General features: G+C 67.0%; 28 protein-coding genes and 1 tRNA gene. 6 read left to right on the top strand and 23 right to left on the bottom strand.

Annotated elements, in window-relative coordinates:
• Positions 1-230: 230 nt before the first annotated feature.
• From NON00_RS02370 to NON00_RS02460, 19 genes are all read right to left on the bottom strand, one after another.
• The gene (locus tag NON00_RS02370; RefSeq protein ID WP_256017291.1) at positions 231-2189 is read right to left on the bottom strand and encodes a DNA polymerase; all 1959 of its coding nucleotides are present in this window, start codon (positions 2187-2189) and stop codon (positions 231-233) included.
• Positions 2180-3250, bottom strand: a complete 1071-nt coding sequence (locus NON00_RS02375) for a DNA cytosine methyltransferase (RefSeq protein ID WP_256017292.1) — start codon at positions 3248-3250, stop codon at positions 2180-2182. Before NON00_RS02375 ends, NON00_RS02370 begins: the two co-directional genes overlap by 10 nt.
• Positions 3216-3536, bottom strand: a complete 321-nt coding sequence (locus NON00_RS02380; RefSeq protein ID WP_256017293.1) for a hypothetical protein — start codon at positions 3534-3536, stop codon at positions 3216-3218. The genes NON00_RS02375 and NON00_RS02380 overlap by 35 nt, the downstream gene beginning before the upstream one ends.
• Entirely contained in the window at positions 3533-3727 is a 195-nt protein-coding gene (locus NON00_RS02385; protein ID WP_256017294.1) for a hypothetical protein, read from the bottom strand. The genes NON00_RS02380 and NON00_RS02385 overlap by 4 nt, the downstream gene beginning before the upstream one ends.
• 50 nt (positions 3728-3777) lie before the next feature.
• Complete coding sequence (locus NON00_RS02390) at positions 3778-4248, bottom strand: hypothetical protein (protein WP_256017295.1); 471 nt, start codon at positions 4246-4248, stop codon at positions 3778-3780.
• Entirely contained in the window at positions 4245-4391 is a 147-nt protein-coding gene (locus NON00_RS02395; RefSeq protein WP_256017296.1) for a hypothetical protein, read from the bottom strand. The genes NON00_RS02390 and NON00_RS02395 overlap by 4 nt, the downstream gene beginning before the upstream one ends.
• Positions 4378-6018 carry a toprim domain-containing protein gene (locus NON00_RS02400; RefSeq protein ID WP_370688655.1) on the bottom strand — a complete coding sequence of 547 codons (1641 nt, stop codon included), beginning with the start codon at positions 6016-6018 and terminating at the stop codon, positions 4378-4380. Before NON00_RS02400 ends, NON00_RS02395 begins: the two co-directional genes overlap by 14 nt.
• The gene (locus NON00_RS02405; protein ID WP_256017300.1) at positions 6015-6203 is read right to left on the bottom strand and encodes a hypothetical protein; all 189 of its coding nucleotides are present in this window, start codon (positions 6201-6203) and stop codon (positions 6015-6017) included. Before NON00_RS02405 ends, NON00_RS02400 begins: the two co-directional genes overlap by 4 nt.
• Positions 6200-6391: a helix-turn-helix domain-containing protein gene (locus NON00_RS02410; protein WP_256017301.1), complete on the bottom strand. Its 192-nt coding sequence runs from the start codon at positions 6389-6391 to the stop codon at positions 6200-6202. The genes NON00_RS02405 and NON00_RS02410 overlap by 4 nt, the downstream gene beginning before the upstream one ends.
• Before the next feature lie 63 nt (positions 6392-6454).
• Positions 6455-6643, bottom strand: a complete 189-nt coding sequence (locus NON00_RS02415; RefSeq protein WP_256017304.1) for a hypothetical protein — start codon at positions 6641-6643, stop codon at positions 6455-6457.
• An 11-nt stretch (positions 6644-6654) separates the two neighbouring features.
• The gene (locus NON00_RS02420; RefSeq protein WP_256017306.1) at positions 6655-7101 is read right to left on the bottom strand and encodes an N-acetylmuramoyl-L-alanine amidase; all 447 of its coding nucleotides are present in this window, start codon (positions 7099-7101) and stop codon (positions 6655-6657) included.
• Positions 7082-7435 (bottom strand): hypothetical protein, encoded by a 354-nt coding sequence (locus NON00_RS02425; RefSeq protein ID WP_256017309.1) that lies wholly within the window; start codon positions 7433-7435, stop codon positions 7082-7084. Before NON00_RS02425 ends, NON00_RS02420 begins: the two co-directional genes overlap by 20 nt.
• A gap of 59 nt (positions 7436-7494) precedes the next feature.
• A complete protein-coding gene (locus NON00_RS02430) occupies positions 7495-8160 on the bottom strand; it encodes a hypothetical protein (protein ID WP_256017311.1) in 666 nt (221 codons plus the stop codon).
• A 27-nt stretch (positions 8161-8187) separates the two neighbouring features.
• Complete coding sequence (locus NON00_RS02435; RefSeq protein WP_256017314.1) at positions 8188-8340, bottom strand: hypothetical protein; 153 nt, start codon at positions 8338-8340, stop codon at positions 8188-8190.
• Between the two features lie 2 nt (positions 8341-8342).
• On the bottom strand, positions 8343-8636 hold the full coding sequence (locus NON00_RS02440) for a hypothetical protein (RefSeq protein WP_256017316.1): 294 nt from the start codon (positions 8634-8636) through the stop codon (positions 8343-8345).
• Positions 8633-8830, bottom strand: coding sequence for a hypothetical protein (locus NON00_RS02445; protein WP_256017319.1), 198 nt, complete (start codon positions 8828-8830; stop codon positions 8633-8635). The genes NON00_RS02440 and NON00_RS02445 overlap by 4 nt, the downstream gene beginning before the upstream one ends.
• The gene (locus NON00_RS02450) at positions 8830-8979 is read right to left on the bottom strand and encodes a hypothetical protein (RefSeq protein WP_256017321.1); all 150 of its coding nucleotides are present in this window, start codon (positions 8977-8979) and stop codon (positions 8830-8832) included. The genes NON00_RS02445 and NON00_RS02450 overlap by 1 nt, the downstream gene beginning before the upstream one ends.
• A gap of 59 nt (positions 8980-9038) precedes the next feature.
• A complete protein-coding gene (locus tag NON00_RS02455; RefSeq protein ID WP_256017323.1) occupies positions 9039-10103 on the bottom strand; it encodes a hypothetical protein in 1065 nt (354 codons plus the stop codon).
• Positions 10104-10230: 127 nt separating this feature from the next.
• Positions 10231-12936 carry a DNA-directed RNA polymerase gene (locus NON00_RS02460; protein ID WP_370688656.1) on the bottom strand — a complete coding sequence of 902 codons (2706 nt, stop codon included), beginning with the start codon at positions 12934-12936 and terminating at the stop codon, positions 10231-10233.
• A gap of 275 nt (positions 12937-13211) precedes the next feature.
• Between NON00_RS02460 and NON00_RS02465 the strand changes: the two genes are divergently transcribed.
• Together NON00_RS02465 and queE are read left to right on the top strand one after the other, a co-directional pair.
• Positions 13212-13757, top strand: a complete 546-nt coding sequence (locus tag NON00_RS02465; RefSeq protein ID WP_256017327.1) for a 6-carboxytetrahydropterin synthase — start codon at positions 13212-13214, stop codon at positions 13755-13757.
• A complete protein-coding gene (queE, locus tag NON00_RS02470; RefSeq protein ID WP_256017330.1) occupies positions 13754-14386 on the top strand; it encodes a 7-carboxy-7-deazaguanine synthase in 633 nt (210 codons plus the stop codon). The genes NON00_RS02465 and queE overlap by 4 nt, the downstream gene beginning before the upstream one ends.
• Here the strand turns inward: queE and NON00_RS02475 are convergent.
• From NON00_RS02475 to def, 4 genes are all read right to left on the bottom strand, one after another.
• Positions 14383-14958: an NUDIX domain-containing protein gene (locus tag NON00_RS02475; protein WP_256017332.1), complete on the bottom strand. Its 576-nt coding sequence runs from the start codon at positions 14956-14958 to the stop codon at positions 14383-14385. The genes queE and NON00_RS02475 overlap by 4 nt on opposite strands.
• A 69-nt stretch (positions 14959-15027) precedes the next feature.
• A complete protein-coding gene (truA, locus tag NON00_RS02480; protein ID WP_256017335.1) occupies positions 15028-15789 on the bottom strand; it encodes a tRNA pseudouridine(38-40) synthase TruA in 762 nt (253 codons plus the stop codon).
• Between the two features lies 1 nt (position 15790).
• Positions 15791-16726, bottom strand: coding sequence for a methionyl-tRNA formyltransferase (gene fmt, locus NON00_RS02485; protein ID WP_256017394.1), 936 nt, complete (start codon positions 16724-16726; stop codon positions 15791-15793).
• An 8-nt stretch (positions 16727-16734) separates the two neighbouring features.
• Positions 16735-17268: a peptide deformylase gene (def, locus tag NON00_RS02490; RefSeq protein WP_256017337.1), complete on the bottom strand. Its 534-nt coding sequence runs from the start codon at positions 17266-17268 to the stop codon at positions 16735-16737.
• Between the two features lie 164 nt (positions 17269-17432).
• On the opposite strand from def, the gene NON00_RS02495 reads away from it, so the two are divergent.
• The 4 genes from NON00_RS02495 to NON00_RS02510 all read left to right on the top strand — a co-directional run bounded on the left by NON00_RS02495 (position 17433) and on the right by NON00_RS02510 (position 19564).
• Positions 17433-17906 (top strand): Hsp20 family protein, encoded by a 474-nt coding sequence (locus tag NON00_RS02495; protein WP_256017340.1) that lies wholly within the window; start codon positions 17433-17435, stop codon positions 17904-17906.
• Positions 17907-18058: 152 nt separating this feature from the next.
• A complete protein-coding gene (locus NON00_RS02500) occupies positions 18059-18301 on the top strand; it encodes a DUF1150 domain-containing protein (RefSeq protein WP_256017343.1) in 243 nt (80 codons plus the stop codon).
• Between the two features lie 85 nt (positions 18302-18386).
• A tRNA-Thr gene (locus tag NON00_RS02505) sits at positions 18387-18461 on the top strand.
• A 332-nt stretch (positions 18462-18793) separates the two neighbouring features.
• A complete protein-coding gene (locus NON00_RS02510; RefSeq protein ID WP_256017346.1) occupies positions 18794-19564 on the top strand; it encodes a hypothetical protein in 771 nt (256 codons plus the stop codon).
• Positions 19565-19569 lie beyond the last annotated feature (5 nt).

Below are 19569 nucleotides of genomic sequence, written 5' to 3' on the forward strand. Positions count from 1 at the left end.
GTTCCTCAAACTCGGGGAAGGCACAGAGGCGCCAGGCCACCAGTAGTCCCCCCGGGGAGACCCCGAAGAGGCTCTGGGCGTGCTCCCTGAGGCGCGCGCGGATAGATCGTGTGCTCTGCCCCGCGTAGAGACAGAGGCCCGTCTGGCTGTCCCACAGGGCATAGACCCCAGGGCGCGCCGGGATGGCGTCGAGGAGGAACGCTAGAGGGCCTTGGGTGTCCCAGGGGAGATCAATGGGTATCCGCCCAGTTGGCCCCGTGACTGGCGCCGCCAGTGATTGGGCAGCGGAAGGTGAAGTCCTCACCGGCCTTGGCGAGAGCCGCGATGGCGAGGGCGGAGAACTTCTCAACCAGCGCCGGGCGTACCTCTGCCTGCGCCTCATCATGGACATTGGCAACGAACTCGTAATCTTCCCCAGGGGTCATGCCTTCGGCCTGGAGCATGTCGTCAAGGCAGATGAGGGCCTGCTTCATGATGACGGCGCCTGCCGACTGAAGCAGCGTGTTGAGCGCGGCGTTGGCGGATCGGCACCGAAGGATGCGCCTGTCGATCCCGAAGATATACCCTCGCGTCTTGACGGCGGCCTGCACCTGCTCAATCAGCTTCGCCAGGGCGGGCATATTGCGGAGGAAGCGGGTACGCGCAGATTTCCCTGCGGAGACCATCTGGGCTTCGCTTCCGCGGACGCCTAGGATTTCCCCAAGCTTCGCGTTGCCTGCTCCGTAAATGAAGGCATAGAACCAGACTTTCGCGATATCGCGTCCCGAGAGCTTCTTGCCGTCGATGGCGTAGAGTTTCTTCGGGTCGAGACCAAGAGCCTTGGCGTTCAGCGTGTGCGCGTCGGTCCCCTCTTCCTTCGAGCCTGCGTTGACCGCACGGACGAAGGCGCCCCCATCGAAGGGAGCCATGAAGTGGCCCAAGCACCGGAGTTCCAGCGCGTCAGCGTCGAAGCCCACAAGCTCATAGCCAGGCCCAGCGCAGAAGAGCGCGCGGCATTCCTTACCGAACGGCGCGCGGATGCTGGGCACCTGGGCGAGGTTCGGGCGGCTGTGCGTGCAGCGCCCGGTATGCGCGCCGCCGGTATTCACATCACCATGGATGCGGCCCAGGCGGCAGTGATTGAGCCACGCTTCCTTGCCGGTCGCGATCTGCCCGATGCGCTTCTCCAGCATTAGGTACCGCGCCAGCGCCTTGGCCTCAGGGTAGGGCAGGACGCCAAGCACCTGCTCATCCACCTTCGGCCTGCCGTCAGGCGTGAACTCCTTCGGCTTCCAGCCCCGGAGTTTCATCAGCCGGTCAGCGAAGTCCTGCCGGGATGACGGCTCGAACTCGTGCAGCGTCACCTTGGAGTACGGAGAGCCCGCAGTGTAGGTGACGATGTGCTCCAGGCCGGTGGCCTCGAAGAACGTCTTGCGGCGCATGGTCCGCTTCGGTTCCACCAGGGCCATCTTCGGGGCACCATCAAGCCGCCACCAGGGAGCGAAGATTTTCCGCAGCCCGGCCTCGGCCTCCACCTTCTCGGCCATCAGCTTCGCATGGAGTTCACCCGCAGCCTTCTCGTTGAAGCAGAAGCCGCGGCGTTCCTGGCGCGCGATGATCCAACAGAAGCGGTGTTCAAGGTCCACCGCACGGGGCGAGAGGTTCGCCTTCTGGAGTTCTTGGTAGAGCCGCAGGGTGACCGTGGTATCCTGCTCGCAGTATTCCTGCATCTCAGGAGACCACTCGGCCCAGGCGTCACCCTCCTTGGTGTTGTGAGTGGCGTCGCCGTAGTCACCCTTCAGCACCCCGAGGCGCTGGCCCCACGCCTTCAGCGATTGGCTGCCGGTGAGCTTACCTTCAGGGGCCTTGAAGGGGGACTTCTTGGGGTCTTTGGCGGCGTCCCAGTCGGCCTGGCGGAGCACGTCTCCGGTCATCCAGAGGCGGGCAGCCACGAGGGTATCATAGACGCGACCCCGCCAGGTCCACCCCGGGTAGAGCTTCTGGAGCGCCGGGAGGTCATACTTGATGACGTTGTGCCCGATGATCTCCTCGGCTTCGGAGAGTAGCTTCAGGCCCTCCGTGAGGGATGGCCCGGAGGCGAAACAGGACGCCACGAGAGCGCCCGTGTCGGCGTCCCGCAGGACCAACGAGTGCAGCCGGGAGACGGTCGGCAGCAGCCCGTTGGTCTCGATATCGAAGATCAGGCGCAAGCAGCGTCAGCCTTGACGATGGCGCGACCGATGATCTCCGGGATTAGCGGGACGACTGCGTTCCCGAGGGCGGTAATTCGGTCCACCCGAGAGGGAACCCCATAAGCCACTCTACCCACGTCGGGTTCAGTGGCCCACCCATGTGCTCGCTCAGGGGACGCGAGTTCTGCCGCGAGGCACGACTGCAAGATTTCCAGTCGCGAGCCGTGGGGGTGGGCCAAACCTGCACCGCCTCCGAGAGCGTAGCACGTCCCTCCTCCACTCGCCGGAAGCACTTCTCCGTCGCGGAGGCTGCACCCTTGGGGCCGTCCGTGGCGCGCGGCGTGGGCCACTGGCGCATCTCTTCCCGCAGAACACGGGTCGGAAGGTCGTCGTCGCAACGTGGGCGTCGGTCCAGCGGGTTCGGCCCTTTCGCGTCCGACGCGTATGGTGTGGGCCACGAGCCAGATGCGATCTCGCCTGTGGCGAGCGCCAAGGGCGGAAGCGGGAATACAGTTCCAGAGAGCATCATAGCCGATCTCAGCGAGTGACCGGAGAACTGCGTCCACTCCGCGAGAGCGAAGGGCTGGGGAGTTTTCCGCGACAACCCACGCCGGGCGGCACTCGTTGATGAGGCGGTGGAACTCCCACCAGAGGCCGGAGCGTTCGCCGGAGAGACCGGCTCCCCGTCCAGCGAGGGAGATATCCTGGCAGGGGAAGCCCCCGCAGATGAGGTCAGGGAGGGGAACTCCGTCTTGCCGCAGGCGCACAGCGGAAAGCTCCCGCACGTCCGGGTAGATCGGGACGCCAGGGAAGCGGTGAGCCAGCACGCGCTGCGGGTAGGGGTTGATCTCGCAGAAGGCGGAGGTGCGGATACCTGCACGCTCGAAGCCGAGAGCAAACCCGCCGATCCCTGCGAAAAGATCGAGCGAGTTCAGGGTGTGGCTCAGGGTTCCACCAGGCGCAGCGGCGGGAGCGCACTCCGCGCCTCCTTCAGCCGGGAGACGGTCGGTAGCAGCCCATTGGTCTCGATATCGAAGATCAGCCTCAGGGGTCGATATCCTGAGGCAGACGCAGCGCATAGAAATCTTCGGCGTCGTCGAGGGGACGCAGAAAAGGCGCGCCGCCGAGCTTGGTGTCACCCTCTTCGCAGCGCCACCCAATCTCGTTCGACCACCAAGAACCCCGCTCCTCCAACTTGCATTGGAGGCATATACGCCGGGGGTTCGTGGGGGTGCCGGACGAGTGGTAGCCGCGCCAATGGGCCACCTCAGGGTGCGGACACGCTTCTTGAAGCGCGCGCACCTGCTCCTTGGCTTGGGCAGCGATCCGGCGGAACCGGCGCTCGATCTGGAGAACCGTGGTCATTCGGTCACCAGGCGCAGCGGCGGCAGACTGGAGCGCGCCTCCTTCAGCCGTGCGGTCTGGTTGCAGTATTCCAGCGCCGCCTCAACGCGCTTCTCGTGAGCCATCGTCTCGCGCGCTGAAGCCCAGGTCGCATAGACCGCCTGGGCGCGCGCCATCAGTTGCGCCGGGGTGGCGCCTTCGTGTTTGTCCATGTCGCCCTCTCGTGGAGTGGCTGGGGTTGTGGGGGGGGGGGGGGGGGGGGTTAGGAGGAGGAGGAGGACTGCGCCTTGGTGTGCGCTGCGAGATGAGTGGCGAGGTGAGTGGCGAGTTCACGCGCCAGCATGTCCGCCATGTATTCCCGCGCGCCATCCGGGATCATCTCGGGGGGCATCGTGAGGTGAAACCCCACGCGCTGCATGATGACGCGGTGGGTCTGCACGGAACCCCGAGGCGCGCCCACATCTGCCAGCGGGGAACCCTGGGCGGCCAGGAGGGTCACCGCAGGCTCACCACCCACCAGCATGGTGGCGACCGGCTTGCGGCCATTCTGCTCCCGCCAGAAGATCGCCTCGCGCCGCGCCTCGGCAGCTTCCCGGCGGGCCTTGATCGCGGCGGCGGCCTCCGCGCGATGGAGGCTGCGCCGTGCGTCATAGGCCGCACCATCGACGCCACCCAGGAGACGCAGCAGGTGGGACCGCAGGCGCTTCCCGAGGGTGCGCAGGGGGTACATCACGGGAGCCTCCAGAGGAGCCAGAGGAGCGCGCGGCGCCACGCCGGGAGGCTGTGGTAGAGGAAGGCGTCGTGGCGGCCCCAGACGAGGCCATGCGCCTTCCACCACACACGGTCATAGAGACGCACCAAGTCAGAAATCTTCATTGGATGGTTCCTTCGAGGGAGGGGTTTGGTCGAAAGGAGACGCCTCGCGCAGCGTGTTGCTGTCGGGGTCGTAGCTCAGGGCGATGGTGTGGCCGGTCGCTTGGCCGGTGTAGCGATCCTTCAGGACGCGAAGGGTGGTGGTGTTGCGCTCCACCTCGTCCTCGGCCTGTTGGTTACGCTCCAGGCCCAGCATGAACATGGACCAGAAGCCAATGCTTCGGCTCCCCTTGAAGTGGCGGATGGCGACACGCCCTCCTTCCTCGTGGGGTTTCCCCTCGGGGGTCGCGAGGTGCGACACGAAGCCAAGCCAGATGGGGATTTCCTTCACCAACCCGCCGATCTCAGCCATCGTCTTTTCGAGGATGGTCCGCTCATTCTCAGGGTCGGCAGAGGCGATGGCGGTGAGGTGGTCGAGGTAGTGGATGCGCACCCCTTCGGCTTGGTAGAGATACCGGATGGATGAGCGGATACGCTCCCACTCGATACTGCCGAAGTGATTGTAGAGGTGCAGCTTACCGCCGCCCTTCAGTTTGGTGATGGCATCCCGGACTAACCGTGGGTCTCGCTCAGGATCAGGAACGTGGAGCCGCTGGTTCACCAGTTTGCCTGCCAGGCGCAGTACGGTCTCCTTGGGCTCCTGCTCCAGATAGAACAGGCCCACCGGCTGGTGGAGTTCGTGGAGATCGTAGAGCACCTGTTCGGTGATGAACTCCGTCTTACCCACACCTGTCCCGGCGCCGATGGCGCAGCACTCCCCCCAGCGTCGCCCGTAGGTCAACTGGGTGAGCGTTGGGAGGTACCAGGGGAGCCCAACCTGCACCGGCTGGGCTGCATCCTCGGCCACATCGTCGAGGGTCACCAAGCCATCCGGGCGGTGCTGCTTGGCATTCCAGATGGCGGAGCAAAGCTCCTCCACTCGGCCAGCCAGCAGCATCTCGTTCGCATCCTTCAGAGGGAGCGACACGACAAACGCTTTGCCTGGAGGCAGCATCTCGGCGCAGGCTGCGGCGGTGGTTCGCCCAGGCTCATCCGCATCGAAGCAGAGGATCACCTGCTCGAACGATGAGAGCCATTCGAGTTGCTTGGCGAACTGCTTGGGGGTCTGAGGACCGGCGCCATTCGGCAGGGAGACCACGGGATACTTCCCATCGCCCCATGTCTGGAACACAGTGAGCGCGTCGATCTCGCCTTCGGTGACCACGATGCGCCGCCCGCCGGGCTTCCAGAGGTGCTGACCGAAGAACCAGGGTTGCTTCGTGTCCCCCGTCCAGGGGAACTCCTTGTCACCCGTGCGGAGCTTCTGGGCGACCACCTGACCAGAGGCGGGGTCGCGATACTCTGCGATCTGCACCGGCTTCCCCCGGTGGATACCGCAGCGGTACCCCATGCGACGGCAGGTCTCCGCGGTGATCCCCCGCTTGCTCAGGGGGCGCACCTCGCCGTCAACTAAGTCGTCTGGCACGAAGGGCCTCTTGGTTGTGGGGGAGGGGCGCTCCTGGGCCTCATCGGAGGGCGCGTAGTGACCACACCCGAAGCAGAACCCGTGCCCGTCGCTGTACCGCGCAAGGTTGTCGCGGCTGCCGCAGGAGGGGCATGGTTCCTTGGCGACGAAGGAGCTATCCGTCATTCCTCGGTGGGGTGGTCCTTGACCAGCGCCATAAGCTCCTCCGTGGCGTCCAGCCTGGGGACCAGGGCAGCGTCACTGGAGGCGGCGCCGTAGGGCGACATGGTGAGGAGGAGGTTCCGCCGATGGGCGCGCAGGGCGGCCATGATATCCTGCTTTTGGACCGGAGAGAGGATCGGCGGGATCATCCCAGGCGGTACTCCGTGTACCGGCGCCCCGCATCGTCCCGCTTGTACTCGGCGGTGATCGTGTGACCCTGCTTGCGCAGGTCATAGATGCGGCTGGTGAGCCGTTCGATGCCGTAGTTGCGCGCCACAAGCGGCGTGATGTACCCGCGGCGCTGCAAGTGGGCGAGCACACGTTCGGTCTGGGCCATAAATGGCTCCTCGCAAAAAAGAGCCCCCAGCCTTGCGGCCAGGGGCAGAACGGAGACGGGCGATCAGGCGGCCAGGGTGACCTTGCTCGGACGGGTCTTGTATTCCTTGCCGTCCTCGCCCTTGATGCGGACGTACTCACCCTTGGCGGAGCCATAGACTTCGAGCACGACGCCGATGCGGGCGGGGGCGATGCCGCTGCGACCGAAGGTCTGGAAGGACACGCGGGAGCCGGTGGTGAAAGCGTGGGACATGGGGATGCCTTTCAGGGGATGGGGTTACGCGCAAGCCATTCGCTCACGCTGAAGGAGGGACAGTCCTTGCGGACATTCGGGAAGTCGCGGTGACCGAGGACCGTGGCCTCGGGGTAGCGGGAGCGCAGGTCCACCAGCAGGCGCCGCAGGGCCACCCACTGTTTATCCGTGAAGTTGTCCTGCGCGGTCTTGTTGTCCTCGGCCACGCCGCCCACCAAGCAGATGCCGATGGAGGTGGCGTTGTGACCGGCGACATGGGCGCCGATCTCGCTCTCGGCGCGCCCAGGCTCGATCTCGCCGTTGCGCCGAATGACGAAGTGATAGCCGATCTTGAAGAAGCCCCGCAGGCGGTGCCAGCGGTCGATCTCCTTGACGCCTATGTTCATCTTCGGCGGCGTGGCGGAACAGTGGATGACGATGTGAGTGGTGGCCTGGCGGTTAGCCACGGCGGCACTCATCAAGCCACGCTTGGGGGAGCGGTGCCTTCGCCCAGGGGATACCCAGGCGGTCGCACCAGGCGGCATAGGTGGTGGCTGACTTCTTCCCGATCTTGGTCAGCGGGTTGCTGAAGAGCATTCGGAAGTCGAGCCCCGGGTTGGCCTCCAGGGCGCGCTTGATGCGGCCCCGGTCGTCACTGGGGAAATACCCTTTGGTCTCCACGATCATTGTGGAGCCATCGAGCTTCTGGAGAAGGAAGTCGGGGGTGTAGTAGTGGCTCTGCACATAGGGCAGGCGCAGCGCCTCATAAGAGAACGTCACACCAGCGGCCTTCAGTTGGTCGCTGACCTTCACCTCCAGACCAGACGCGAAACCCTTAGCCCGGGCTAGCGCCGTGGTCGAACGCGGAGCTTTCAGAAGTCGGCGCTCCCGCCGTCCGTGTCGTCATCATCGCTGCCGGTGGTGTCGGTCGAGTGGTCCTCACCCTCACCGTCATAGCCATCTTCAGCACCGAAGCCGTAGCCCGAGGCGTCACGCTGGCCGGGACCGGCAAGCTCGATGATCTGCACCGCTTCGAGACGCAAGCTGACGCCATACTCCGCCTTGGGGTTCGCCCAGGGGTTCAGCGTATAGGCGACCTTCAGCTTGCTTCCGCTCCACACCTCGGCCTTCGTGGGGCGGCCCTTGGCGTTGAAGAGGGGGAGAACGCGGTACTTGATCTCGCCGGTCTTGCGATCCTTCCACGACGCCTTGGTGCCGAACTTCACCAGCACGGTGCCCGTGTCGTTGCCCTCCTCGTCCACCTCGGGGGTGATCGGCAGGGTCGGCTCGGCGGCGACCGTCATGCGCTTCTTCTTCTTCAGCGCCTCGGCCACCACTTCCTGAGCCGCAGCCTTGGCCTCGGGAAGCGCATCCTCAATTTGTCGGCGGATATCCGCCACGTCCTCATCGGACAGGCGGAGCTTCACCGTGTACTCGCCCTCAGCCTTGAACTTGGTATCCGGCTTGTTGACCTTGGGCCACACGCCGGTACCCACGCGGGACTGATGGATTTTCGGGCGAGGTTTACGCTCACTCATACAGAGATGGTTTCCTTGAAGGAGGGATTACCGCGCGTGTTTGGCGGTCAGGGCGCGCGGGTCGTACCCGCAGGAGAGCACCTGGGCGGTCACGTCAGCCGGGACGGTGCGCTCATTCTCGGCGTACCAGATGAACTCCCGGACGCACATCGGGAGATCGAGGTCGGTGCAGAGGGACATGCTCAGGTTTCCTTCGAGAGGTAGTCCGCAACAGCGCGGAACTCGGGGATGTAGCGACCATCGGCCTCGGTCATGGCGGCGCCTGCAACACGCGCAGCGTCCGCCTCGTCGATCCCGTGGGCACGGGCCAGGAGCTTGAAGGCGGCGGCGATGCCAGCCACCACGATCTCCGGGCGGTACTTCTGGAGCGCATCAACCACCTCCATCGCGGCGCGCGCTGTGGCCTCGGTGGAGACCATGTTCAGCTTGTCGCGGTCGAGGCGGATGACCCCGGGGCGGGAGGTGCGTTGGATCACTCCTCGCTCTCCACCATGGGGTCATCATCCAGCGCCGCTTCGAGGGCGAAGAACACTTCGGAGGCGGTCTGGTGCTCCGCCTGGGAGACTTCCAGGGCCATCGCAGGGTGATCCGTCGCGGCCCCCAGGTAGTCCCGGAGGTCACGTGCCTCGGCCAGCGAGAGTTCCAGCGTGATGACGCTCTTGACCTGCATTAGCGAGCCCCCCGCTTGCCCGGCTTGCGGAACAGCCCGGCGACCATGCGGCGCACCGTGTTCCACTCCTCGGTGGTCAGCGAGTTGAGGTTGAGCGTCACGCCCGGGGCGAACAGCCAGCGCCCATTGGCGCCCATCGTGATACGCATGGGTGTCCTCGTGAGGTTTGGGTTGTGCGTAGAAGAGGGGGAATTGCTTCCCCCGTAGTTCAGCGCGACTGGAGCGCCTTGGCGGCGGTGACGGCGGCCTCCAGAGCGGCCACGAGGGGCGCCAGGTAGAGCGCCTGGGGCGCGGCGGGGGCGGCGGTGGTCACCTTGCGGAGATCGCCGGGCGAGACCCATTGAACCTTATTCGCCCACGCGACGGTGCCCTCTCCGAGCACCCGGTAGTCGCCGCGCGTCGGCCCCTCCACCACGGTCGCGGTCGAGCCGATGCGGAGGTAGTGATGCGTGCCGGTTTTCCCGATGATCTCCACGGTATCCCCCACGCGGATCGAGGTGTCCTCCTGCGAGGGAACCTCAGGGGTCGCTTCCATGGGGGCCTCGCTGGCAGGCGGGCGGCTGTCGAGTACGAAACGGTCATCCACAAGGCGCGGATCGCCGCCATCGTCGATGATCTCAAGGCTGCCATCGTCGCAACGAGACGCAGGCCCGTAAACCCTGCCGGGGGTGAGGTCGATATCGCTCTTCACGCAGCGCACCCTGTCCCCCACGCGGAACGTGGTGTCCTCCTGCGAGGGAACCTCCGGGGCCTCCTCCGGGGACTGCACAACACCCGGCAGGCGATCCTCGGCCTTGGCGTCAGGCGTCGGGTACGCCGCCACCAGGGACATGGCGCTCTCCACGATGGACTTCAGGCGCGGCAGGTCGCAGTTGCGGATGAAGATGCGCTCACCGCCTTCCGTAAGGATGGTGAGCTTCGAGATGCCATGCTGGCCCTCCAGGCGCACCTGGGCCTTATCGGAGGAACCCCACCGGCAGACGAAGCTCTCCGCAGCGGAGGTGTCGAAGTCCACCTTCGCGCGCTCCGCCGGGGGCGGCGCAAACATCGACGCCGGAAGGGTCTCCTTGACCGCCGCGATGAAATCCTCGGGCATCGCCTTGTGGAGCGCCTGGATCACTTCGGGCAGCGAGACATGAGCGCCGGGGTGGTGGGCGCGCGCGGGGTGGCGGTCGAAGGTCGAAAGGAACACCTTCCCGGTCTCGGCCACATGGCTTTTCTCCACGGTGAGATCGTAGTTACCGGAACCGCGGATGGTATGGCGTGTCGTCATTGGGTCACCTCTGAATGCACAAAGCCCCACCTGCGGGATGCTGGCGGGGCCGTGCGGTTTTGGTTGTGCGTAGAAGAGGGGGAATTGAACCGGCTCCCTGAGGGAACCCTTCCGATAAGGTAGGGGTCTAGGCAAACATATACTCGGCCTCCTCCAGCACGGAGAGGTCCAGGCTGCCGGGGGCTGGCGGGTCGGTGATGAACGACTGCTTCTTCTCCGGCACCTGGGCGCGCAGGTGATCCCGCAGTTCCCCCAGGCAATCCCGGTACTCATAGAGACCGCGCATGGCGGCGCGCAGGCAGGCCCGCATCATGTCCACATCAGCCGCCAGGGTGCCGAAGCTATCGTGGATCAAGTTGAAGGCTTGGATGCCGTTCAGGGCTGCCAGTCGCACATACTCACGCAACATGGCGGCATCCTGGGAATGCACGAAGTTAGGCGCGATGCCGGTGGCATGAGCGGCTTTGTTGATCCTATCGGTCGGCACCGCCACATGCGTCTGGAGGCGCAGGGTACCAAAGAGCACCGTGTCGATGCGCTTCACGTCATCCTCCCGGTAGTCCTGCTGGATCGGCAGGCCATCCGGGGCGAACCACGTCACCGGCAGGCCCTCTGAAGTAACCACCCGGGCCACCTCGCGGAGCCAATCCATTGCCTGCCGCGCCGCCACCACCACCTCCCCGATGCTCTCCCAGAGGATCGGCGTCAGCCACGCAGCGGCAGCCCAGGTACCGTCGCTCTCCTTCCCCTCGGCGGTGACGCAGGTGAACGGACTGGCAGCCATGCGCGCGCTGCGGTACTCCACGGAGGTACGGTAGGAGTGCCGCGCGCCTGTCTTGGTCTCCAGCCAGGCATCCAGGGCCTTCCGAGTGTACTCCCGGCAGGATTGCTGGGTGCCGCCGTAAGGGAGGACCATCACCTGCCGCTTGGTCAGCTTACGCCCCATCTCCTCCGCCAGAGCCAGCCAGAGGCGCGCCATGCGCTGATGGTCCTCGTTCCCTTCGTTGAGGGAGAGGATACGGCGCAGCTTTCCCGTCAAGACCACCGAGACCTGCCCGTACACATCATTGGGCTTCTCTGCGGGGACGAGGTTCACCGCCGCGCCGCCGATGGGGTCGCGCAGCATGGCCCCGTAGTGCTGGAGGCCATTACATGTGCCGTCCAGCTGAACGAAGGCATGGCTGACGTAGCCCCACCCGTGCTCCACGCAGTTCGCCCACTCCCGGCAGAGAGAGGCGAAGCGGAAGGGGCCATCGGCATCCATCCACCACCGCTCCGCCAGGGGATCGGCAGCCACCGCCAGGATGCGCTCCTCGTTCTGATAGACCCATTCGCAGCGATCCGCGAAGCTCACCTTGTCATAGCCCCACTCATTCGCGAGGGCGACGGCGAGCCACCGCAGTTGCTCCGGGGTCTCGATGGGCTTCCCGCGGCCCGACTGGATGAGCGCCTTGGTCCAGTCGGCGCCCTGCGGCGAGAGCACGGAGAGGTAATTGAAGCGCCCCCGGAAATCCAACTGGGTGCCCAGCCACCACTCAGGGTACTCCTTGAAGCGCCTGGCGAGGCCCAGCACGTCCGCCACGGTGCGCCGGGTGCTGCGCCTCTCGGCCTCCGCTTCGTGCGCCTGGGCCGCCGCGCGCTTCCACTCTTTCTCCTCCTCGCTCCCCTTGGTCAGTCCCTCGGGGCGCAGGGGGATTTCCACGGGGTGCGTGAGGGGCAGCCCCTCCACTTCGATCCCCTGGGCCACGCACGTCTCCAGCAGGTCCAGCGCCCACCGGTCGATGCGGAAGCTACTGGCCTGCACCGCGTTGACCGCTTCATAGACCAGGGAGAGGTCCATGTGCTCCATCTCCTCCAGCAGCCCGGCGGAGCGCGTCTTGATGAGCTTCAGCTTGCGCGGGAGGGTGTAGTAGATGCCGCCCCGGGGGCCGCTCCAGGGCTTCGGGGGGCACACCAGGGGCCAGTACTGAGGGTGCAGCAGGGCGTTCGCCTCGCGCGCCTCCTCGATCCACTTCAGGCATTCCTCGGTGGCAGTCACGATGGTCGAGCGGCGCTCCGCGGAGACCCAGATGGTCTCAATCTGGCACAGGCCGGTGGCCTCGATGAAAAGCTCCAGCAGCTTCTCCCCGACCTTCCCGTGAGTGTCGCGGGACCACTCCTCCCACTCATGCTCCGCCCGGTTAGCCATGAGGTTCATGACCGTGCGCCTGTAGGTGGCGCTGCCGGAGTGAGCGACGTGATCCAGGGTCTTGGAGTAGTGCTCGGGGTCAACCTCGCGCCAGTCGATCATCCGGGCCTCGGTCTCCATCCGCTGGCCGATGGCATGGGTGATCTCTGTGTAGGTGGTCCGCCCTGAGATAGTGGACAGAATGGTGCGGCAGACCACCAGGGCAGCGATATCGGCCCCCGCAGCCGCGATGTATGCATGACTGGCGTGGCGCCGCCCCGCTTTGCCGCTACCGGCCTGCTCCAGCCAGCCCGTCACGCGCTCTGAGGTCGGGAGGACGGTGGCCTTCAGCAGTCGGGCACCATAGGGCTGGTTGTCCTCGGCCCCCTGCTCCTGCGCCCGGAGCGCCCTCACCTTGGACAGTTCCAGGCTGGCTTGCAGCATCTCCTTCTCCAGAGCCTTCTGGGTATCCAGAGGGGACTTAAGGGTATCCATTAGAGGTCTCCTATAGGGAAGCTTTCGGCGGGGGCTTATGCGTAGAAGAGGGGGAATTGACCCTTTGGCCCTCTTCCTCTCCGCAACCCTTACCCTGAGGGAGACATAACGGAAGGCGATCCCTACTACAAGGGAATTATATCCGTCACAAAAGAAAAGCCGCTCCCTCATCGGAAGCGGCCAGCGAAACCTAAGGTACTGTCGGGGTTGATTAGTTTAGCGGTTCCCTCCCATGAGGAAAATAAGATTGGAGGTTTGCTAAACCGTTAGACGGGGATAACCCGTCTCGTGGGTTCGAATCCCATCCCCTCCGCCACCCTCTCCTTCATCCTTTTATTGACTTCCCCGCTGCCCTGGCGGCATGAGCCTGCGGCCCCTTGCCGTCCTGGCGCGCCCGGCCTGGGGTGGCGAAATCCCTATGCGGCGCGCGGGGTCTTCTCCCGGTCATGTTCAGTCTGGTCTTCAGCCGCCGCTATGCGATGGCGCATCGCCTCATCGCGGGGCTGTCGGAAAAATGCGCCATCCCGCATGGGCATAATGAGACCGTCACGGTGACGCTGCGCGCCCGCGCGCCCGCGCCGCTCGATGGCGGTGCCAATATGGTCGAGCCCTTCGAGCGCGCGAAATCCACCTGGCACCGCTGGATCGACGGGCATGTGGACCATTCCCTGCACCTCTCCGCCGATGATCCGCTGCTCGACTGGTTCGCGGCGCGCGAGCCGCACCGGCTGCCGCGCATCCTGGTCACGCCCGGCGACCCGACGACCGAGATCCTGGCCCTCTGCATGATGGCGAAGCTCAACGCCCTGCTGGCGGCGGAGGGCGGGCGCCTGACCTGCGCCGCCATCCGCATCGAGGAGACGCCGACCAACACCGTCCGCTTCGAGGGCGATCCGCTGGCCTTCCTGCCGCGCCCCGCGCCGCGCCGCCCCTGGTGGCAGCGGGCGGATATGAGCATCAACGACCTCGCCCTGGCCGAGGCCGGGCGATGAGCTACGCGGTCAAGGAAATTTTCTACACCCTCCAGGGCGAGGGGGCGCAGGCCGGGCGGCCGGCGGTGTTCTGCCGTTTCGCCGGCTGCAACCTCTGGTCCGGGCGGGAGGAGGATCGCGCCGCCGCCACCTGCCGCTTCTGCGACACGGATTTCGTGGGCCTGGATGGCACGGCGGGCGGGCGCTACCCGGATGCGGCGGCCCTGGCGGACGCCATCGCGGCGCATTGGCCGGGTGGCGGGCAGCCCTTCGTGGTCTGCACCGGCGGCGAGCCGCTGCTGCAGCTGGATGACGCGCTGGTCGCCGCCCTGCAGGCGCGCGGCTTTGCGGTGGCGGTGGAGACCAATGGTACGGTGGCCCCTGCGCCGGCCGGGCTGGACTGGATCTGCGTCAGCCCCAAGGCTGGTGCGCCGCTGCGGCTGCGGGAGGGGCATGAGCTGAAGCTCGTCATCCCCCAGCCCGGGCTGGATCTGGAGGAACTGGAGACGCTGCGTTTCGAGCGTTTCTCGCTCCAGCCGATGGATGGGCCGCAGGCGGCGGAGAATACCCGCCTGGCGCTGGAGACCTGCCTGCGCCGACCGCGCTGGCAGCTCAGCCTGCAGACCCACAAGCTGCTCGGGATCCGCTAGCCCGGCTCAGGGGCGGCCAGGACGTCGGGAGGAGAGCCGGGCAGGGGCCGGGTGCCACGGGCATCCTCCGGCGGGTTGCTGGCGGGCGCGCCGAGCGGCTGGCCCCGCCCCGCCCGCCACGCCTGCAGCGCCCAGTGCACGGAGGGAAAGGCGATCTCGTCCCAGGGGATTTCTTCCCATGTGAAGAGGCGGACCTCCAGGCTCTCCGGCCCGGCGGCATGGCCCGGCTCGGCCAGATGGGCGCGGTAGAGAATCTGCACCTGCCCGATCCGCGCGATGGAATAGACCGCCAGGATGCCCTCCAGCGTGATGCGGGCGCGGGCTTCCTCCCAGGCCTCGCGCTGCGCCGCCTCGGCCACGGTCTCGCCGAGTTCCATGTATCCGGCGGGCAGGGTCCAGAAACCGGCGCGCGGGGCGATGGCCCGGCGGCAGAGCAGCAGCTTCCCCTCCGCCTCCACCACCGCGCCGGCGACGATCTTGGGGTTCTCATAGGCGATGAAGCCACAATCGGCGCAGGTCAGCCGCTCGCGGTCCTCGCCCTGGGGGATGATGCGGTGGAAGCGCTGGGTCATGCCGCCAGGGTGCGGCCGGGGCGGGCGGGCCGCAAGCCTTCCTTCGGCCGTGGCCGCCGCGGCCAGCCCTTACTGCCAGTCCAGCGGCTCCGGGTAGCGCGCCTCGACGAAGGTCAGCCCCTCGGCCGGGGCGGTCTGCCCGGCGAGGCCGCGATCCCGCATCTCCAGCAGGCGGCGCGGCCACTCCACCGCCTGCCGCCCCAGCCCCACCTGCGCCAGCGTGCCCACCATGTTGCGCACCTGGTGGTGCAGGAAGCTGCGGGCATAGGTGTGGATCACCACCTCATCCCCCTGGCGGCTGACATCCAGCCGGGTGAGGGTGCGCAGCGCGCTCTTGGCCTGGCAGGAGGCGGCGCGGAAGGCCGAGAAATCATGCTTGCCGAGCAGGCCCTGCGCCGCCTCATGCATCGCGGCGGCATCGAGGGCGGGGCCGACATGCCAGACCCGCCCGGCCTCCAGCGCCGGGCGGGGCCGCCGGTTGAGGATGCGGTAGCGATAGGCGCGGCCGATGCAGGAAAAACGCGCGGACCACTCCGCCGGCGGCCGCGCCACCCCCAGCACGGCGACGGGGTGCGGCCGGCTGTGGAAGTTCAGCGCCTCGCGCAGCCGCACCGGGTCGAGATCGGCGGTGAGGTCGATCTGCACCACCATGCCCTCGGCATGGACCCCGGAATCGGTGCGGCCGGCGGCCTGGGTGGTGGCGGGCGCCCCGCCATTCAGCGGCGCCGCCGCTTCCTCCAGCACCTGCTGGATGGACAGGCCGGAGGGCTGGCGCTGCCAGCCGACGAAGGGGGCGCCGTCGAACTCGACGCGCAGGGCGTAGCGCGGCATCTCAGCCGAGGCGCGTGCCGGCGGGCAGGGCGTGGCCGCGCAGGAACTCAGCCGCCGGCAGGGCGGCGCGCCCGGCGCGCTGCAGCCGCAGCAGGCGCAGCGCCCCCGTGCTGCTCCCCGTGCTGCTCCCCGTGCCGCAGGCGACCAGCGCCGCATCATCCAGCAGGGTGCCCGGAGGGGCGGCCCGGGAAGCGGCCACCGGCTCGGCCTCCAGCACGCGCAGCACCTCGCCCTGGTGTTCAAAGAAAGTGCCGGGCCAGGGGTTCAGCGCGCGCACGCGGCGGTCCAGCGCGGCGGCGTCCTGCGCCCAGTCCAGCCGGCCATCCGCCTTGCTGAGCTTGGGGGCATAGGTGACGCCCTGCTCCGGCTGCGGCACCGGCGCCGGATTCTCGGCCAGCGCCTGGAGGATCAGCCGCCCGCCCATCTCCGCCAGCGCGTCGTGGATGGCCGGGGTGGCGTCACGCGGGCCGATGGGGATGCGGCTGGCCAGCAGCATCGGGCCGGTATCCAGCCCTTCCTCCATCTGCATGATGGTGATGCCCGTCTCGGCATCGCCCTCCAGGATGGCGGCCTGGATGGGGCCGGCGCCGCGCCAGCGCGGCAGCAGCGAGGCATGGATGTTCAGGCAGCCGCGCCGCGGTGCCGCCAGCATCGCCGCCGGCAGGATCAGCCCATAGGCGGCGACCACCGCCACATCGAGATCCAGCGCGGCGAATTCCGCCTGGGCCTCGGCGTCGCGCCGGAGGCGGGTGGGGTTGCGCACGGGCAGCCCCAGCTCCAGCGCGGCGCGGTGGACGGGGCAGGGGGTTTCCCGGTGCCCGCGCCCGGAGGGGCGCGGCGGCTGGGTATAGACCGCCGCCACCTCATGCCCTGCGGCGTGCAGCGCGCGCAGCGCCGGCACCGCGAAATCCGGGCTGCCCATGAAGGCCAGGCGCAGGCGCTGGGTCATTCGCCGTCCCGCGCCTTGGCCTTCAGCTCCTTGGCCAGCTTGCGCAGCAGCATGTTGCGCTTCAGCGCCGAGAGGTGATCGACGAAGAGCACGCCGTTCAGGTGGTCGATCTCGTGCTGGATGCAGGTGGCCAGCAGGCCATCGGCCTGCATTTCCCGCCGGCTGCCGTCGAGATCCTGCCAGCGCACCTTCACCTCGGCCGGGCGCGTCACCTCGGCATACTGGTTGGGCAGGGAGAGGCATCCCTCCTCCCGCGCCGCCAGCGCGGTGCTGGCCGCCACGATCTCCGGGTTGATCATGACATAGGGCTGCGGCTGGTCCTCCGGCTGGAGGTCGATTACCACGAGGCGCAGCAGCTCGCCGATCTGCGGCGCGGCGAGGCCGATGCCCGGCGCCTTGTACATGGTGGCGAGCATGCGCGGGGCCAGGGCGCGCACCGTCTCGGTATCGCCGGGGCCGACGGGTCGGGCCTTGGCGCGCAGCCGCGCATCGGGCACCAGCAGGATGGGAAGCAGGGCAGGATCGGACATGAGGGGGCCTGCTCTACCGCTTGCCTCCCGCCGCTTCAACCGCCAAGCGGGGCGGAAAGGCGCGCCTCTTGCATTGGGGCCGCCGCTGCACAAACTTGAGGACACAAGGCGGGGTGCTTCGGGCTCTGCCGGCCGCTCGCTCACGCCTGAGGAGTCCTGAAACCATGTCGCGTTCCTCCCTGTTCGGCTCGCCCCTCTTCCTGGGCTTCGACCACCTGGAACAGATGCTCGACCGGGTCGCCAAGAATTCCGATGGCTATCCGCCCTACAATATCGAGCAGACGGCGGAGAACCGGCTGCGCATCACCCTCGCCGTCGCCGGCTTCAGCATGGACGACCTGCAGATCACGCAGGAGGACAACCAGCTGGTGGTGCGCGGCAAGCAGCGCGACGAATCGGAAGGGCGGATCTTCCTCCATCGCGGCATCGCCGCGCGGCAGTTCCAACGCGCCTTCGTGCTGGCCGAGGGGATCGAGGTGGAAGGCGCCTGGCTGGACAATGGCCTGCTCCATATCGACCTGCAGCGCCCGAAGCCGGCGGTGCGGGTGAAGGCCATCCAGATCAGCGCCCGCGGCAGCCAGGCGCCGCGCCCGCTGGTGCAGGGCAGTGCCTTCAGCACCAATGGCGGTGAGGGCTGAGCGGCACCATTATGTGAACCTTCATGCCCCTTGCGCATTGAATCCCAGACCGACGTGACAAGGACGCGGCGCGGGGCGGAGGGGCGAACCCGCGGCGCAGTCGATCTGGCCGCAACACCGGGCCCTTACGGGACGGCAACAGGAGAGTTGTCATGAACAAGGCAGGACCTACGCGCCCCTTCGCCGCCGCCGATGCGCTGCGGCAACTGGCCCCGGCGGACTGGGCCCGCTTCGGGGCGGACCGCATCGCCTATATCCGCCCGGTGCTGGTGGATGGGGTGATGGCCGTGGCGATCCATGCGGCCGATGGCACGCAGATCGGCGCCGCGCCGGATGCCGGCCTGGCCGCCGCCGCGATCCTGCAGCACGAGATGCTGCCGACCCTGGTGCATTAACGCGCGGCTTTCGCTTTCCATGCGGAATGAGACGAGGAAGGTGGTTGCCCTGGCGCTCCAACCCCGCTAGATAGCGCGCCACGACGCCGACGTAGCTCAGCGGTAGAGCAACTGATTCGTAATCAGTAGGTCCCCGGTTCAATCCCGGGCGTCGGCACCATAGAAACTCAAGCACTTAGCCGGCAGTTCCAGGCCCCTCCAAAGCCCGAAACGATCTCTGGGGCTTCACTGGGGCTTCAGCCGCGCCCCGACCTGGGGCGTATCGGGGCGAACAATTCGCATCCCCCCGCCATCCTCTCCGCCCGAGTCCTGGCTGCCGCCTCGTGCTTGAAGGCGGAGAGGCTGGGCGCCTGCGTGTGCCGATTCATGCCGGCTGCCAGGGTTCACTGCGGGTCCTTGCCATTCTCCCCAGCTGGTAAAGTTCTTCTTGATAGGCCGAGCCGGGCCTGCGCTATCGACTCTCCATCGCCTGATGGAGATGGAAGATTCGCCATGGAAAGCGCCAAGCCCTTTCCCACCGATCCGGCGCCCGACCCGCAGCAGCCGATGAGCCGCGAGGCAGCTTTTCACGAAGCCCTCGCCCTGCTGGAAGCGCAGAGGCGCGCCGCCGAGCGTCCAGCCTGGACGCATGAGGAACGGGCAGAAGTCCGGCAGAAGCTGGAACTGGTCGTCTGTGGCTATTGCCCAGGTGTTGAAATGGTGCCCCTCCATGAGAGGAGGGCGCATATCGAGGCCACGATCCGTGCTCTCCGGCGCTGCTGGTTGCCCGAGGAGGCGTTGGAGCGCCTGGAAAAGCTCCCCTACGAGATCATTGAGACGTTTGAACTGGAACCAGACCTTTTTCCTTCGATGGCGCAGGAGCCCGAGAGGGCGGCCGATCAGTTGGAGCGCCATCTTGAAGCTCTCGAGCGGGCGAAGGGCCTGGGCTGGCTTCAGTGCAATCAGGGCAGGCCACCCCCCGGCCGGCCGCAGGATATGAATGTCCGCATGCTGCTGGCCGGGGCCATGGAGATTCACCAAGAGCAGACCGGTCAGCTCCCCAGCAGTTCGCCCAGCAATCGTGCCCGGAGTTTCCTGGAGGCTGTTTGCCAAGCGGCAGGCTGCCCGCCGCGGAGCCTCAGCAACATGATCGCCGATGTCCGGCACGCCCTGCTGAAGGACGAGGTTGAGGGGGAGGAGCGTCGCGCCCGGAGGCGTCGTTCCAAAATCGTAAATTTTGAGGAATGCGGAGCAGTCCGTGAGGAGGCACCACCGCCTGCATAGAGACG

The organism is Roseomonas sp. GC11, assembly GCF_024437745.1.
Taxonomy (GTDB): domain Bacteria; phylum Pseudomonadota; class Alphaproteobacteria; order Acetobacterales; family Acetobacteraceae; genus Pseudoroseomonas.